The following is a 16,982-nucleotide window of genomic DNA, read 5'->3' on the forward strand; positions in this document are numbered from 1 at the left end:
ACCTTCAATGCGGGAGCTCGGTCAACGCCTAGATAAAAGAGACACTGCGAGCCCGGGCGATGTTCCGACCAGTAACAAATGGAAACTTTGGCGCGCTGTCCGGCTCCGGAATCACTTCGACCAGAAACGAAAAAACCGCGCCACAAGGCGCGGTTTTTTTGTCGGTCGCAACCGTCAGGCTCAGACCGTGGTCTTCGGCTCGGTGGCGCGCAGGCGGATATGGAGTTCGCGCAGCTGCTTTTCGTCGACCGCGCTCGGCGCCTGCGTCAGCAGGTCCTGGGCGCGCTGGGTTTTCGGGAAGGCGATCACGTCGCGGATCGAATCGGCACCGGCCATCATGGTGACGATACGGTCCAGGCCGAACGCCAGGCCGCCATGCGGAGGTGCGCCATACTGCAGCGCATCAAGCAGGTAGCCGAACTTGGCGCGGGCTTCCTCGTCGCTGATCTTCAGCGCGCGGAACACCTTGCTCTGGATGTCCGAGCGATAGATACGGACCGAACCGCCGCCCATTTCCCAGCCGTTCAGCACCATGTCGTAGGCCTTGGCGATGCACTTGCCCGGGTCGGTTTCCAGGTACTGCAGGTGCTCGTCCTTGGGGCTGGTGAACGGGTGGTGCATGGCGACCCAGCGCGCGTCTTCCTCGTCGTACTCGAACATCGGGAAGTCGATCACCCACAGCGGCTTCCACACGTCTTCGAACAGGCCGTTGGCCTTGCCGAATTCCGAGTGGCCGATCTTCAGGCGCAGCGCGCCGATGGCGTCGTTGACCACCTTGGCCTTGTCGGCGCCGAAGAAGATGATGTCGCCGTCCTGGGCGCCGGTGCGCTTCAGGATCTCGGCAATGGCCGCGTCATGCAGGTTCTTGACGATCGGCGACTGCAGGCCGTCACGGCCCTTGGCGACTTCGTTGACCTTGACCCAGGCCAGGCCCTTGGCGCCGTAGATGCCGACGAACTGGGTGTAGGCGTCGATCTCGCCGCGCGAAATCGCACTGCCACCCGGCACGCGCAGGCCGACCACGCGGCCGTTGTCGCTGTTGGCGGGGCCCGAGAACACCTTGAAGTCGACGTCCTTCATCACGTCGGTCAGATCGGTGAATTCGAGCTTCACGCGCAGGTCCGGCTTGTCCGAGCCGAAGCGGGCCATGGCTTCGCGGAACTCCATCACCGGGAACTTCGCGTCCAGGTCGACGTCGATGGCGTTCTTGAACACCACGCGCATCATGTCCTCGAACAGGTCACGGATTTCCTGTTCGGTAAGGAACGACGTCTCGCAGTCGATCTGCGTGAATTCCGGCTGGCGGTCGGCGCGCAGGTCTTCGTCGCGGAAGCACTTGGTGATCTGGTAGTAGCGGTCGAAGCCCGACACCATCAGCATCTGCTTGAAGATCTGCGGCGACTGCGGCAGCGCGAAGAAGTGGCCCGGGTTCACGCGCGACGGCACCAGGTAGTCGCGCGCGCCTTCCGGCGTGCTCTTGCCGAGCATCGGCGTTTCGATGTCGATAAAGCCTTGCGCATCGAGGAACTTGCGGACTTCCATCGCCACCTTGTAGCGCAGGCGCAGGTTGTACTGCATCTGCGGACGGCGCAGGTCCAGCACGCGGTGCGTCAGGCGGGTGGTTTCCGACAGGTTGTCGTCGTCGAGCTGGAACGGCGGCGTGACCGACGGGTTCAGCACGGTCAGTTCATGGCACAGCACCTCGATCTTGCCCGAGGTCAGGTTGGTGTTCTCGGTGCCGGCCGGGCGCGGACGCACCTTGCCGGTAATGCGGATGCAGAACTCGTTGCGGATCTCTTCCGCGGCCTTGAACATCTCCGGGCGGTCCGGGTCGCACACCACCTGCACCAGGCCTTCGCGGTCGCGCAGGTCGATGAAGATCACGCCGCCATGGTCGCGGCGGCGCTGCACCCAGCCGGTCAGGGCCACTTCCTGGCCCGAAAGTTGTTCGGTCACCAGACCGCAGTAGTGAGTACGCATGGAGGACATAGATGTTTCCCGGTAATACGCGACCGCCCGCCGGGCGGCCCGTGATCAATTGGTATGCGAAGGATCGGCCGTCTCGACCGCTGCCGCGTGGCCGGCATCAGCGCCGGTCGCCCTGGCAGGGCTGACGGGATCCGCCGGGCGGCTCGGGCCGCCGTTTTTGCGGGGCAGGTCCGCCGGTGCCACCACGCCCATCGATACGATGTACTTGAGCGCGGCGTCGACGGTCATGTCGAGTTCGATGGTGTCGGCCTTGGGCATCATCAGGAAGAAGCCCGAGGTCGGATTGGGCGTGGTCGGCACGTAGACGCTGACGTATTCGCCCTGCAGGTGGTTCTGCACATCGCCGCCCGGACGGCCGGTCAGGAAGGCGATGGTCCACGAGCCTTCACGCGGGTACTGCACGAGCAGCGCCTTGCGGAAGGCATTGCCCGACGACGACAGCAGCGTGTCGGAGACCTGCTTGACGCTGGTGTAGATCGGGCCCACCACCGGGATATGGCCCAGCAGCGCTTCCCACCAGCGCACCAGGCGCTGGCCGATGAAATTGTGCGCGAGCAGCCCGACCAGGAGGATGCACAGCAGCGTCAGGATGGCGCCAAGGCCGGTCACGCGCTTGCCGAAGAGCAGCTGGTCCGGGCGCCAGGCCTCGGGCAGCAGCGCCAGGCTCTGGTCCATGGTGCCGATGACCAGGCTGAGCACCCACAGCGTGATGCCCAGCGGCACGAGCACCAGCAACCCGGTCAGGAACCAGGTCTTCAGCGCGGAGGTTTTCTTAGCGACCACGGCCGTCCTGCGTTCAGTGGCAGGCGCAGGCGCTGCCGCAACCGCCAGCGGCGGGCGCCGAGGAAGCCGTGGTGCTGGCGGACGATTCGGTCGATGCCGCAGCCGTGCTCTCGGCAGCGGCAGGCGCCGCCGCGCCGGAGGTCGCCGCGGCGCTGGTGCCGCCGCTGCCACCGCGGAAATCGGTCACGTACCAGCCCGAACCCTTAAGCTGGAAACCGGCCGCGGTCAGCTGCTTCTTGAAGCTTCCGGCGGCGCCGCAGGACGGGCAGTCGGTCAGCGGAGCGTCGCTCATCTTCTGCAGCACATCGCGCCCGTGGCCGCAGGCGTCGCAACGGTAGGCATAGATCGGCATGGTATGTCTTTGGCGAAAAATCAGGATCGGAACAACGCAGGCGTCGTCCGCGCGAGCGCGCGCGACGATGCAAAGCCTTGAATTATAAACCCTTACGGGGTTGCCTGACGGGAGGAAATACGGGCACGAAGCAGCACATTCGGCCGCCAGGACCGGCCTCGTGCCATCAGGCAGCCGTCCCGCCGAGGTAGCGGTCAGGCGATATGTACTTCCTGGACCGGCGCATGATCCGCAATCCACTGCGGCAGCAGCGATCCGACCACCATGCCGCTGATCGAGAACAGCAGGCCGACCATCTGCGGCGGCATGGTTGCGTCGGCGAACGCGATCTCGCAGGTCAGCCAGGACCCGAGGCCCAGCAGGATGGCCGCCAGGCCGCCCTGGCGCGTGGCGGGCTTCCAGAACATGCCGAAGGCCAGCGGCACGAACGACGACACCAGAGTGACCTTGTAGGCATTTTCGACCATATGGAAGATCGACAGGTGCGAGTTCAGCGCGAACAGGGTCACCAGCCCCGTGAACACCAGCACGACCGTCTGCATCACGCGCAGGAACTTGCGGTCGTCGAGATGCCGGAAATACGGCCGCAGGATGTTCTCGGCGAACGTCACCGAGGGCGCCAGCAGCGTCGCCGAGGCGCAGCTCTTGATGGCCGACAGCAGCGCGCCGAAGAACATCACCTGCGCGAACATCGGCGCGTGCTGCAGGATCAGCTGCGGCAGGATCAGCTGGGAATCCGAGTTGATGTATTTCGCCACCATGCCCGGATCGATCAGCGTGGCCGAATAGGCCAGGAACATCGGGATGAAGGCGAAGAAGAAATACAGCACGCCGCCCAGCACCGACGCGCGCCCGGCAATCTTTTCGGTGCGCGACGACGTCACGCGCTGGAACACGTCCTGCTGCGGAATCGAGCCGAGCATCATGGTGAACAGCGCCGCCGCAAACCCGATGATCTGCACCAGGTCCAGCGAGGGCAGGAACTCGAACTTGCCGGCTGCCGCCGCATGCGACACCACCGCCACCACGCCGCCGGCCTGGCCGCTGACCTCGTAGCCGATGTAGAGCATGCCCACCACGATGATGATCATCTGGAGGAAGTCCGTCACCGCCACCGCCCACATGCCGCCGAAAAGCGTGTACACGAGCACGCTGGCCGCGCCGATCATCATGCCGGCGTCCTGCGACAGCGCGCCGTCGGAGACCGTGTAGAACACCAGCCCGAGCGCCTTGATCTGCGCCGCCACCCAGCCCAGGTAGGACACCACGATGCACAGCGTGGTCAGCACCTCGGCCAGCCGCCCGTAGCGGTTGTGGTAGTAGTCGCCGATGGTGAGCAGGTTCATCCGGTACAGCGGCCGCGCGAAGAACAGGCCCACCAGGATCAGGCACAGCGACGAGCCGAACGGGTCCGAGACCACGCCGGACAGGCCTTCTTTCAGGAATACGGCGGGAATGCCCAGCACGGTTTCGGAACCGAACCAGGTGGCGAAGACGGTGGCGGTGACCACGTAGAACGGCAGGCTGCGCCCGGCCACGGCGAAATCGGCGGTGTTGCGCACGCGCAGCGCGGCCCACAAGCCGATGCCGACCGAGATTACCCAGTAGATGATGACGAACCAGATCAGCATGCCGCTGCCCTATGCAGAAAGTGCCCTTGTGGCGAGAAACCGAATGCCGGGGCGCAGGTGCTGGGCTGCCGTCCCGGAGTCCAATTCATCGGTCGGGGCCGCTTGAGGGGCATTGCGACGCCGGTCCCCTGAGCGGGATGGCGCACTTGGCCTGCGGTCGTAGCCGAATCAAAACGCGGATTATAGCGACGCAGAACTTGGCCGGCGAAGAAAAATCCGATGCCGGGCCCGATCGGGCCGGCCGTGCAGCGTAACGGCCACAGCGCAGGCGCCGGACTGTTGCGCCGCCGCCTGCGTCAGGCCCGGCGGCGCCAGACCTGCCAGCGCTCCTGCCCTTCGAAGACCGGCAGCGGTGCGGCGGACGGGCGGTCATCGATCCGTTCGAAGGCGGGCTCCAGCAGGGCATCCAGGTCGGACGCCAGCATCGCAAACGGCGGCCCGCCGCGCTTGTCGCCCAGAAAGAAATAACCGGCCAGCAGGCCACCGGCCGGCAGCAGCGCCGCCACGCGTTCGGCGTAGGCTTCCCGCAGCGTCGGCGGCAGCGCGCAGAGAAAGGCGCGCTCGTAGATCAGTTCGCAGCGCGGCTCCGGCGTATAGGCGAAAAAATCCGCCTCGCGCACGATCGCGGCGGCCGGGCCCAGCGCACGGCGGGCCGAGGCGACCGCCTGCGGCGAAAAGTCGATCGCCGTGACCGGCCAGCCGCGCTCGAACAGCCAGCCCGCTTCCCAGCCGTTGCCGCAGCCGGGTACCAGCGTCGGGCACGGCGTCTTGCCGGTCACGAACTGCTGGAACTCCGCCGGCACGCCTTGCAGGTCCCAGGGCGTGAAGCCTTGTTCGAAGCGCTCGTCCCAGAACGCCGGGTCCGCGGCATTGCGGGTGGTGAAGGACGGCGGGCTGGCTGCCTTGTCGGCCGGGTTCATGTGGTCTCTCCTTCGAGCCGTCAGTAGCCGGACCACGCCAGCAGATGGGTCAGCACGATGCCGGCCAGGAAGCCGCCGACCAGCAGCAGCACGGTGCCGACCAGCCGGTTGGTGCGGCGCTGCTCGGTGACGAGCATGGCCAGCAGCCGCTCCTGCTCGCCATTGGTGTTCAGCGCGCGGCGCTCCAGGAACTGGTGCGCCAGGCGCGGGAAGTCGGGCAGCATCTTGGCCCACAGCGGCGCCTCGACCTGGATCCGTTCCCACGCGCCCTTCCAGCCCACCTGCTCGTGCATCCAGCGTTCAAGGAACGGCTTTGCGGTTTTCCACAGGTCCAGGTCGGGGTCGAGCTGGCGGCCCAGGCCTTCGATATTGAGCAGCGTCTTCTGCAGCAGCACCAGCTGCGGCTGGATCTCGACGTTGAAGCGGCGCGAGGTCTGGAACAGGCGCATCAGCACCATGCCCAGCGAGATTTCCTTGAGCGGCTTGTCGAAGTACGGCTCGCAGCAGGCGCGCACCGCGCTTTCGAGTTCTTCCACGCGAGTGTCGGGCGGCACCCAGCCCGATTCCACGTGCAGCAGCGCCACGCGGTGATAGTCGCGGCGGAAGAAGGCGATGAAATTCTGCGCCAGGTAGTTCTTGTCGAATTCCGACAGCGCGCCGACGATGCCGAAGTCCAGTGCGATATAGCGGCCAAAGGTTTCCGGCTGCACCGATACCAGGATGTTGCCGGGGTGCATGTCGGCATGGAAGAAGCCGTCGCGGAACACCTGCGTGAAGAAGATCTCGACGCCCTCTTCCGCGAGCTGGTGCATGTCGACGCCGGCCGCCTTGAGCGATTCGGTGCGCGAGATCGGGATGCCGTGCATGCGCTCCATCACGAACACCGTGCTGCTGCACCAGTCCCAGAACACTTCGGGCACCAGCAGCAGGTTGGTATCGGCAAAGTTGCGGCGCAGCTGGCTGGCGTTGGCCGCCTCGATCATCAGGTCGAGTTCGTCGTGCAGGTACTTGTCGAACTCGGCCACCACCTCGCGCGGCTTCAGGCGCTTGCCGTCGGCCCAGAAACGCTCGAGCCAGGTGGCCATGTCGCGCATCAGCGCCAGGTCGCTGTCGATCACCGGCAGCATGCCGGGCCGCAGCACCTTGACGGCCACCTCGCGGCCATGGTTCGGGCCGCCCCGCAGCGTGGCGAAGTGCACCTGCGCGATGGACGCGCTGGCCACGGGCTGGTGCTCGAACGTCTCGAACAGCTCGTCGAGCGAGCGCCCGAGCGAACGCTCGACGATCCGCACGGCCACCGCCGAGTCGAAAGGCGGCACCTGGTCCTGCAACATCGCCAGCTCGTCGGCGATATCCGGCGGCATCAGGTCGCGGCGCGTGGACAGGACCTGGCCGAACTTGACGAAGATCGGCCCAAGCTTGGTCAGCGCCAGCCGCAGCCGCTCGCCGCGCGGCATGTCCAGCTTGCGCCCGATGGTCATGACGCGGACCAGGAAGCGGATCTTGCGGTTCTGGAAACCGGACAGCACAAGCTCGTCCAGCCCGTAGTACAGGATGACGAAGAGGATCTTGCCGAGGCGCAGAAGGCGGGTCATGCGACGGAGTTCAGGAAACGGTGGCGCTGCGCGAGGCGGGCGGCAGCAGAAATTGGCGTCATGCCGGCGGCGCGATCAGCGATGGGCGGACGGCAGCGCCGTCGACCCGGCGGGACGGGCGCGCTCGAGCCGCTCCAGGCGTTTCTCCAGGCGGGCCAGGTCATCGCGCAGGCGGCCCACGTCGGCGCCAAAGCCGTCCAGCGCCCCATGGCGCACCAGCGTCGGCTTTTCATCCAGCAGGTACTCGGTGACGTTCTCGACCAGCGTGCGCCCGACGCGCGTAGCCTGCTCATGGGCCTGGCGCGCGCCATCGACCATGCGCTGGGCCAGGCTGTCGCTGAGCGGGCCGCCGAGGATCCCGCGAAACGCGCGCGACAAGTCCTCGGCCGCGTCCCAGCGCAGGTTGCGCGCCAGCATCGAAACCGTGTTGGCCAGCTCGGCGTCGCCTTCGATGCGCACATGGCGCATCGCCGCGGCCTGGCCGCCGTCCGCCACGTCGGCGGCAACCAGCGGCCATTGCTGCAGCGGCACCAAAATCGTGACCGCCGGCGCTTCGGCCGCGGGCGCCAGCTCGATGGCACCGTCCTCGGTCACGCGCAGCGACAGCGCGAACGCGGCCGCGTCGAGCCGGACCACGCGGCCGGCAAACGCCGCCAGTTGGCCACGGGCCCAGGGTTCCTGTTCGAGCAGGTGGTTCAGCGCGGCAACGGCGGGCGCGGCCAGGGCGGAAGGCAGAGGGTTCATGGCGATTGGCTTGCTGCGAACGGCTGGACAGGCAGGGCCGGCAAAAGCGCCGGGCGCCGCCTCCAAACGGAAAAGGCCCGCGCTTGCGCACGGGCCCTCCATTCTAAGCTACTCCCCGCTGGCGTCGCCGCCATGGGGCACTGACTGCACTCAGGATTCCTGCTGGATACCGGCCAGCAGCCAGCCGCCCGTTCCGGAAACCGGCTTGGCCAGGTTCCAGACCTCGGCGAACGGCTGCGCCGCTTCGCCGGCGCGCTCGCGGATCATGCCCGAGAAGCGCACGCTGGCCAGGTGCTGGGTCGGCGACGATTCAATGCCCAGCATCTGCGCTTCCAGCGTGACCACGTCCGTCTTGTTGACTTCGGTGCCGCGCTCGGCCAGGTCCATCTTGATCTCGGCAAACATTTCCGGCGTCGTGAATTCGCGGATGTCGTCGAGGTTGCCGGCATCCCACGCCGCCTGCAGGCGCACGAAATGCACCTTGGCATTGCGCAGGAAGGCTTCGGTGTCGAAGTCGGCCGGCACGCCCCACGGCTGCTGGGCCACGGTATCGCCGGCGAGCGGCGCGGCGCTCGCGGCGGGCATCACCGGATTCGCGGCCGGCGTCGGCGTCTGCTGGCGCAGCATCGGCTCGGCGTTGCCGCCCATGCCGCCCACATTGCCGGCACCGGCGTAGGCCGGCTGCTGGCTGCGCTGGCTGCCGCCACGGAACTTGCGGATCAGCCAGATCACCACGAACGCGACCAGGGCAATCAGGATCAGGTTGGCCAGGAAGCTGGCCGCCGCGCCGCCCAGGCCAAAGTGCGACAGCAGCGCCGCAATGCCCAGACCCGCGGCAAGGCCGCCAAGCATGCCCGCCCAGTTGCGCTTGGGCTTTGCCGCGGCTGCGGCTGCGCCGGCAGCCCCGGCGGTGGCCGGCGCAGCCTGCTGCGCAGGTTGCTGGGCCGGCTGTTGCGACGGCGTTTGCTGTGCCGGCGCCTGCTGGCGCTGCTGCGTCACGGTGGACGATTGCTTGCCGATGCTGCGCGAACCGCCCATGCGCTTGGCATTGGCGTCCAGCGCCGCGCCGAGCGCGATCGCGGCAATCAGCGACCCCACCAGGAATTTTCCGCGAATCGAAGACATGTTCAGTGATCCCTTGTCAGTTTCCACTCAAATCCGGTCTGAAATGCCGAATTCAAGCCAGAAATGGCGATTTAGTACTTGCGCCCGACGTGGAGCGCCACGACTCCGGCCGTCAGGTTGAAGTATTCGACCTTCTCCAGCCCAACTTGTTCCATCAAGCGTACAAGTGAAGCCTGGTCCGGATGCATTCTGATCGATTCTGCCAGATAACGATAGCTGGGGGCATCCCCCGCCACCTTCTCCCCGAGCCACGGGAGCACCTTGAACGAATAGATATCGTAGGCCTTCTCCAGCGGTTTCCACACCTTGGAGAACTCCAGCACCATGACTTTGCCGCCGGGCTTCACCACGCGGCGCATTTCGGCCAGCGCGGCGTCCTTGTGCGTCATGTTGCGCAGGCCGAAGGCCACCGTGACCAGGTCGAAGTAGTTGTCCGGGAACGGGATGCGTTCGGCGTCGCACAGCGCCACCGGCGTGACGATGCCCTTGTCGAGCAGGCGGTCGCGACCCACGCGCAGCATCGACTCGTTGATGTCCGTGAGCCAGACCTGGCCGGTCGGGCCGGCCTGCCTGGCGAACGCCTTGGCCAGGTCGCCGGTGCCGCCGGCGATGTCCAGCACCTTCTGGCCGGGCCGCACGTTGGCCTGGGCGATGGTGAACATCTTCCACAGCCGGTGCATGCCGCCCGACATCAGGTCGTTCATCACGTCATACTTGCTGGCGACCGAATGGAACACGCCGGCGACCTTGCCGGCCTTTTCCGATTCGTCGACCTTGTCGAACCCGAAGTGGGTTTCGCTCATATCTCAGACTCCAGGTACAGATCAGTGGTGATGGCCGCAGCCATGGCCGCCGGCGGCCGCCATGGGCGTGTCGCGGTCGGCGCCGGCGGCTTCCAGGCGCTGCAGGTAATCGGCCCACAGCACATCCTGCTGGTCGCCGAGGCGGTACAGCAGTTCCCAGGAATAGATGCCGGTATCGTGGCCGTCGGTAAAGCGGATCTGGATGGCGTAGTTGCCCACCGGCTCGACCGCGGCAATGCCGACCTCGCGCTTGCCGGTCTGCAGCACTTCCTGGCCGGGGCCATGCCCCTGCACCTCGGCCGACGGCGAATACACGCGCAGCAGCTCGAACGGCAGCCGGAAGTCGCGCCCGTTGTCGAAGCCGACTTCAAGCACGCGCGATTGCGTGTGCACCGTCAGCGCGGTGGGATGGGGAGTATCTTTTTCGAGGCCTGCCATAGTGGGTTCGCCGGCGCGGGCGCCTGGTGGGTTGGCGTGATGCGACGTGGTGCTACCTGTTGCGGTACGCGTTCACGCCTCGCATACGACCCGATAGCTTACCGCAGCGCTCTCGCCTTGCCCATCTTGGGTGCCGGCGCCGTCATCCGGCACATAACGCAGGCGGCGGCCATGGAACGCCGCGACCGTGCTGCGGTGGGCAATGCTGATGATGGCGGCGTCGGGCAGTGCGTCGACCACCATCCGGTACATGATGCCCTCAGTCTCCTCGTCGAGGGCGCTGGTCGCCTCGTCCAGGAACAGGTAGCGCGGCTTCTGCAGCAGCGCGCGGGCGAAGGCCAGGCGCTGCTGCTCGCCGGGCGACAGCCGCAGCGACCAGTTGTCGAACACATCGAGCTGGTCCACGAGCTGAGGCAGCCGCGCCTGCCTCAGCACCGCCTGCAGCGCCTCGGCCGCGTGGGCGGTGCCTGCGTCCGGATAGGCAAGCGCGTCGGCCAGCGTGCCGATCGGCAGGTAGCTGCGCTGCGGCAGGAACAGCGTGCGCGCGTGGGACGGCATGGTGATGGTGCCGCTGCCGTATGGCCAGATTCCGGCCAGCGCGCGGAACAGCACGCTCTTGCCGCAGCCCGACGGTCCATTCACGAGCCAGCGCTCGCCCGGCGCGATCGACAGCGAGAACGGCGCCACCAGCGGGCGCTGGCCGACGCTCGCGCCGCGCTGGGCGCGCACCGGCAGCGCCAGGCCCAGGCCGTCGACGCGGATCCCGGCCTGCGGCTCGCCGCTATGCTCGACCTCGATATCGCGCACGCCGGTATGCGACTCGTCCTGCCGCTCGGCAACGCGGATCGCTTCCTGGAAATCGATCAACCGGTTGGCCGCGGCCTTCCAGCCCACCAGCGTGGCGTAGCTGTCCACGAACCACGACAGCGCGCCCTGCACCTGGCCGAAGGCGGAGCTGGTCTGCATCAGGCCGCCGAGGGTCATCTTGCCGGCGAAGTAGCGTGGTGCGGCCACAAGGATCGGGAAGATGATGGCGAACTGGGCATAGCCGGAACTCACGAAGGTCAGCCGCCGCGTATAGCGCATCAGCTGGTTCCAGTTCGCGCGGATGCGGTCGAAGCGCGCGCGCAGGCCGGCCTGCTCGGTCGGCTCGCCGCGGTACAGCGCGACGGGTTCGCTGTTCTCGCGCAGGCGCACCAGCGTGAAACGGAAATCGGCTTCGTATTGTTCCTGCTGGAAATTCAGGCCGATCAGCGGCCGTCCGACCACGTGCGCAATCAGCGAACCGATCACCGCGTAGCCCGCCGCAAACCACACCATATAGCCCGGGATCACGATTTCGTTGCCACCCAGCGCCAGGCTGATCGGGCCGGACACCGTCCACAGGATGCCGACGAAGGACAGCAGCGTCACCACCGAATTGAGCAGGCCCAGCGATAGCGTCAGCGCACCGTCGGTGAACTGGCGCAAGTCGTCGGAGATCCGCTGGTCGGGGTTGTCAGTGGTATGCGTCTGCTCGATGCGGTAGTACGCCTGGTGCCCCATCCAGTGGCCCATGAACTGGCTCGTCATCCAGGTACGCCAGCGCATCTGGAGCATCATCGTGTAGTACTGCCGGGAGATGGCAGCCACGATGAAGAACGCCGCGATCCACGAAAAGCGCAGCAGCAGCACCTTGAACGAGGCATAGTCGCGCTGCTCCAGCGCGTTGTAGAACACGCGGTTCCACTCGTTGAGCAGCACGTTGATATAGACGATGCCCAGGTTGAGCGCGACCACCAGCGTCAGCAGGCCAAGGCCGGCCTTGCGGTCTTCGGACTTCCAGTAGGGCCGGATCAGCGCCCAGGTCGCGGCCATGCGCAGCCGGCTCTGGATCTTGAGGGCCCGGGCGGGAACGGCCGGGCCAGGTACGGTAACGGAAGTCGGGGTCGTGGACATAGCGGCAGCGGTTCGCCCGCCGGCGCTTCGGCGGGCTTGTTCTTCTGGAACGAGCAAGGGCCGCGGCGGCCCTTGCCATGACAACACGAGTCAGACGCATCCCGCTCGACGCGGTTCCGTGCGCCTGCCGGCCTCAGTCGTCGGTGGCGAGCGCCGAAAGTGCCGCACGCAGCGCCGGCAGCCGGCCTTGCAGCTCGGCCACTCGCGCCGCGTCAGCGGCGCGTTGCGGAGCCGCCCAGATTGCCTCGGGGAAATGCGTGTCCCAGCGGTAGCGCGCAATGATATGCCAGTGCAGGTGCGGCACCATATTGCCGAACGCGGCCAGGTTGATCTTGTCGGGCGTCATGACCTCGCGCACCACGCGCTCGACCCGCGCCACCAGCCGCATCAGCCAGGCCTGGTCGCCATCCTCCAGGTCGGTCAGCTCGGCCGCATGATCGTTCCAGACGATGCGGCAGAAGCCGGGGAAGCGATCGTGCTCGACCAGGATCACGCGTGCGCGGTCGCCCATCCAGACGAGTTCGCCGCCGTCGGCCTCACACAGCGGGCAACCTGCTGCGCGTGTCACACCAGCACCCGCTCGATGCCGCCGGCGTTGGCCTTGGCCACGTACTCCGGCATCCAGTTCTCGCCCAGCAGATGCTTCGCCATTTCCACGACGATGTAGTCGGCCTGCACCGACGCATCTTCGTTGTAGCGCGACAGCCCCTGCAGGCACGACGGGCAGCTGGTGAGGATCTTGACGTCACCGGTGAAGCCATCGGTGCGCAGCTTGTCGGCGCCCTTGGTCATCTCCTCTTCCTTGCGGAAGCGGATCTGCGTCGAGACATCCGGACGGGTCACCGCCAGCGTGCCGGATTCCCCGCAGCAGCGCTCGTTCTTCTCGATCTTGCCGGCGCCCGCGTTGCCGCCCATCAGGTCATTGACCAGCTTGGTCGGGTCCATGGTCTTGATCGGCGTGTGGCACGGGTCGTGGTACATGTAGCGCGTACCGGTCACGCCTTCGAGCTTCACGCCCTTTTCCAGCAGGTATTCGTGAATGTCGATGATGCGGCAGCCCGGGAAGATCTTCTCGAACTCATAACCGGCGAGCTGGTCGTAGCACGTGCCGCAGCTGACCACCACGGTCTTGATGTCGAGGTAGTTCAGCGTATTGGCCACGCGGTGGAACAGCACGCGGTTGTCCGTGACCATCTTCTCGGCCTTGTCATACTGGCCGTTGCCGCGCTGCGGATAACCGCAGCACAGGTAGCCCGGCGGCAGCACGGTCTGCACGCCCACGTGCCAGAGCATGGCCTGCGTGGCCAGCCCCACCTGCGAGAACAGCCGCTCCGAGCCGCAGCCCGGGAAATAGAACACCGCTTCGGTCTCGGGCGTGGTCGCCTTCGGGTCGCGGATGATCGGCACGATCTCGTTGTCCTCGATGTCGAGCAGCGCGCGCGCGGTCTTCTTGGGCAGGTTGCCCGGCATCTTCTTGTTGATGAAGTGGATCACCTGCTCGCGCACCGGCGCCTTGCCCACGGTGGCGGGCGGATGCGCGGTCTGCTTCTTCGCGAACTTCTTCAGCACCTCGTTGCCCAGGCGCTGTGCCTTGTAGCCCCAGTCGATCATGACCTTGCGGGTCAGGTTGATGGTCTCGGGGTTGGTGGCGTTCAGGAAGAACATCGACGCGGCCGTTCCGGGGTTGAACTTTTTCTGCCCCATCTTGCGCAGCAGGTTGCGCATGTTCATCGACACATCGCCGAAGTCGATCTTGACCGGGCACGGCGTCGCGCACTTGTGGCACACCGTGCAGTGGTCGGCCACGTCCGAGAACTCGTCCCAGTGCTTGATCGACACGCCGCGGCGGGTCTGCTCTTCATACAGGAAGGCCTCGACCAGCAGCGAGGTCGCCAGGATCTTGTTGCGCGGGCTGTACAGCAGGTTGGCGCGCGGCACGTGCGTGGCGCACACCGGCTTGCACTTGCCGCAGCGCAGGCAGTCCTTGACGCTGTCGGCGATGGCGCCGATGTCGCTCTGCTGCATGATGATGGACTCGTGCCCCATGAGCCCGAACGACGGCGTGTACGCATTGCGCAGGTCCGCGCCCGGCAGCAGCTTGCCCTTGTTGAAGCGGCCCTGCGGATCGACCTTCTGCTTGTAGGTGCGGAAGTCGCCGATCTCTTCCTCGGTCAGGAATTCCAGCTTGGTAATGCCGATGCCGTGCTCGCCGGAAATCACGCCGTCGAGCGAGCGCGCCAGGTCCATGATGCGAGCCACCGCGCGGTGGGCATCCTGGAGCATCTCGTAGTTGTCGGAGTTGACCGGGATGTTGGTGTGCACGTTGCCGTCGCCGGCGTGCATATGCAGCGCCACGAACACGCGCCCGCGCAGCACCTGCTTGTGGATCGCCTGCGCTTCGTCGAGGATCGGCTTGAACTCGCCGCCATTGAAGATCTTGCGCAGCTCGGCGCGCACTTCGGCCTTCCAGGACACGCGGATGGTGCGGTCCTGCAGCAGGTGGAACACCGTGGCATCGGGCTGCTGCACCAGGCGCGCGTCGAAGGCCTGGCCGAGCAGGCCCAGGCCGTGGCCGATCAGCGACGCCTTGGCGGTGGCCAGCGGCACATCGAGGTGGTCCTGCAGGTAGCGCCAGCGCGCGCGGATTTCGCGCAGCAGCGTGAGCGCGTGCTGGACGCGGTCTTCCAGCAGCTCGGCGCTTGGGATCTCGTTGGCGTCGTCGCTGCGGCCCAGCGGCAGGTTGCCGCGCGCGAAGAAGGCCTCCAGCGCGTCGACCAGCGCGAGCTTGTTCTTGATCGACAGCTCGATATTGATGCGCTCGATGCCGTCGGTGTACTCGCCCATGCGCGGCAGCGGGATCACCACGTCTTCATTGATCTTGAAGGCGTTGGTGTGCCTGGCGATGGCGGCGGTGCGCGAACGGTCGAGCCAGAATTTCTTGCGGGCCTCGGGGCTCACGGCGATAAAGCCTTCGCCGCTCTTGCCGTTGGCCATGCGGATGACTTCCGAGGTGGCGCGCGCCACGGCGTCTTCATCGTCGCCGACGATATCGCCGATCAGCACCATCTTCGGGAAGGCGTTGCGCTTGCTCTTGGTGGCATAGCCGACCGCGCGCAGGTAGCGCTCGTCCAGGTGCTCCAGGCCGGCGAGGATGGCGCCGCCCGGGGTCTTCGACTCGGCGTCGAGGAAGTCCTTGATCTCGACGATGCTCGGGATCGCATCGCGCGCCTGGCCGAAGAACTCCAGGCACACGGTGCGGATGAACTTCGGCATGCGGTGCAGGATCCAGCGCGCGCTGGTGATGATGCCGTCGCAGCCTTCCTTCTGCACGCCGGGCAGGCCCGCCAGGAACTTGTCGGTGACGTCCTTGCCCAGGCCTTCCTTGCGGAACTTGCGGCCCTCGATGGCCAGCGTCTCGGTGCGCAGCACCTTCTCGCCTGGCGCACGGTTGCCGTCGGACCACTTCAGTTCGAAAGTGGCGACCGGCACGTCGTGGATCTTGCCGAGGTTGTGGTCCAGGCGCGTGACTTCCAGCCAGTTGCCTTCCGGATCGACCATGCGCCACCAGGCCAGGTTGTCCAGCGCGGTGCCCCACAGCACGGCCTTCTTGCCACCCGCGTTCATGGCGACGTTGCCGCCGATGCAGGAGGCGTCGATCGAGGTCGGGTCCACCGCGAACACCAGGCCGGCCTTGTCGGCGGCGTCGGCCACGCGGCGCGTCACCACGCCGGCGCCGGAGAAGATGGTGGCAACCTTGTGCGGGACGTTCGGCAGCTCGGTCTGCTCGACCGGGCCGAGCTGTTCCAGCTTCTCGGTGTTGATGACCGCGCTCATCGGCGTCAGCGGCACGGCGCCGCCGGTATAGCCGGTGCCGCCCCCGCGCGGGATGATGGTCAGGCCGAGTTCGAAGCAGCCCTTCACCAGGCCGGCGATCTCTTCCTCGGTGTCCGGCGTCAGCACGACGAACGGATATTCCACGCGCCAGTCGGTCGCGTCGGTCACGTGCGAGACGCGCGACAGGCCATCGAACTTGATGTTGTCCTTCTGCGTGACGCGGCCCAGCACGCGCTGCGCGCGCTTGCGCAGGTCGTAGGCGGCGGCAAACTCGTTCTTGAAGTCCTCGATCGCCTGCTTGGCGAACGCGACCAGCTGCTCCACGCGGTGCGAGCGGTCCTCGGCAGCCGGCTCGGCGTGCTCGGCACGGTCGGCGGCGCGGCGCTTCTCGATCTCGCCCAGGCGGTGGTGCAGCGCGCTCACCAGCATCTGGCGGCGCTTGGGGTTCTCGAGCAGGTCGTCCTGCAGGTACGGGTTGCGGCGTACGACCCAGATATCGCCCAGCACTTCGTACAGCATGCGCGCTGACCGGCCGGTACGGCGCTCGCCGCGCAGCTCGTCCAGGATGCGCCAGGCCTCTTCGCCGAGCAGGCGGATGACAATCTCGCGGTCCGAAAAGGACGTGTAGTTATAGGGGATTTCACGCAGGCGCGCAGGGGCGTCCTGCGCGGCCAGCTTGGCGTCGAGCACGAGTGGGGCGTTCATGGGGGACCGCTTCCTGCTGGCGCACTGAAGGTGTGCGCCGATCGTTCATTAAAGCGCGATTGTACTGCATGGCACGGTTTCGCCGCGCCGCAACATGGCACAACCCGTGCCGGAACAAGGGTTTA

The 16,982-nt window shown here is 66.6% G+C and carries 13 protein-coding genes; all 13 read right to left on the reverse strand.

Annotated elements, in window-relative coordinates:
- Positions 1–180 precede the first annotated feature (180 nt).
- Entirely contained in the window at positions 181–1,989 is a 1,809-nt protein-coding gene (aspS, locus tag AC3FKG_RS08625; protein WP_483710421.1) for an aspartate--tRNA ligase, read from the reverse strand.
- A 45-nt stretch (positions 1,990–2,034) separates the two neighbouring features.
- Positions 2,035–2,772: a DUF502 domain-containing protein gene (locus AC3FKG_RS08630; protein ID WP_483710420.1), complete on the reverse strand. Its 738-nt coding sequence runs from the start codon at positions 2,770–2,772 to the stop codon at positions 2,035–2,037.
- Between the two features lie 13 nt (positions 2,773–2,785).
- Entirely contained in the window at positions 2,786–3,124 is a 339-nt protein-coding gene (locus AC3FKG_RS08635; protein WP_483710419.1) for an FmdB family zinc ribbon protein, read from the reverse strand.
- 194 nt (positions 3,125–3,318) lie between these two features.
- Positions 3,319–4,755 (reverse strand): high affinity choline transporter 1, encoded by a 1,437-nt coding sequence (locus tag AC3FKG_RS08640; RefSeq protein WP_483710418.1) that lies wholly within the window; start codon positions 4,753–4,755, stop codon positions 3,319–3,321.
- A 296-nt stretch (positions 4,756–5,051) separates the two neighbouring features.
- The gene (locus AC3FKG_RS08645; RefSeq protein WP_483710417.1) at positions 5,052–5,675 is read right to left on the reverse strand and encodes a methyltransferase domain-containing protein; all 624 of its coding nucleotides are present in this window, start codon (positions 5,673–5,675) and stop codon (positions 5,052–5,054) included.
- A gap of 20 nt (positions 5,676–5,695) precedes the next feature.
- Entirely contained in the window at positions 5,696–7,270 is a 1,575-nt protein-coding gene (gene ubiB / locus AC3FKG_RS08650; RefSeq protein WP_483710416.1) for a ubiquinone biosynthesis regulatory protein kinase UbiB, read from the reverse strand.
- A gap of 75 nt (positions 7,271–7,345) precedes the next feature.
- On the reverse strand, positions 7,346–8,014 hold the full coding sequence (locus AC3FKG_RS08655; RefSeq protein ID WP_483710415.1) for a ubiquinone biosynthesis accessory factor UbiJ: 669 nt from the start codon (positions 8,012–8,014) through the stop codon (positions 7,346–7,348).
- A 150-nt stretch (positions 8,015–8,164) separates the two neighbouring features.
- A complete protein-coding gene (locus AC3FKG_RS08660) occupies positions 8,165–9,139 on the reverse strand; it encodes a Tim44 domain-containing protein (protein WP_483710414.1) in 975 nt (324 codons plus the stop codon).
- A gap of 71 nt (positions 9,140–9,210) precedes the next feature.
- Entirely contained in the window at positions 9,211–9,942 is a 732-nt protein-coding gene (gene ubiE / locus AC3FKG_RS08665) for a bifunctional demethylmenaquinone methyltransferase/2-methoxy-6-polyprenyl-1,4-benzoquinol methylase UbiE (RefSeq protein ID WP_488742861.1), read from the reverse strand.
- 21 nt (positions 9,943–9,963) lie between these two features.
- Positions 9,964–10,380, reverse strand: coding sequence for a gamma-butyrobetaine hydroxylase family protein (locus AC3FKG_RS08670; RefSeq protein ID WP_483710412.1), 417 nt, complete (start codon positions 10,378–10,380; stop codon positions 9,964–9,966).
- Between the two features lie 72 nt (positions 10,381–10,452).
- Complete coding sequence (locus AC3FKG_RS08675) at positions 10,453–12,318, reverse strand: ABC transporter ATP-binding protein/permease (protein WP_488742862.1); 1,866 nt, start codon at positions 12,316–12,318, stop codon at positions 10,453–10,455.
- Positions 12,319–12,451: 133 nt separating this feature from the next.
- Positions 12,452–12,829: an HIT family protein gene (locus tag AC3FKG_RS08680; protein ID WP_483711452.1), complete on the reverse strand. Its 378-nt coding sequence runs from the start codon at positions 12,827–12,829 to the stop codon at positions 12,452–12,454.
- A gap of 53 nt (positions 12,830–12,882) precedes the next feature.
- Positions 12,883–16,857, reverse strand: a complete 3,975-nt coding sequence (locus tag AC3FKG_RS08685) for a DUF3683 domain-containing protein (RefSeq protein WP_488742863.1) — start codon at positions 16,855–16,857, stop codon at positions 12,883–12,885.
- Positions 16,858–16,982 lie beyond the last annotated feature (125 nt).

The organism is Cupriavidus sp. 22TCCZM04-2, from assembly GCF_057798895.1.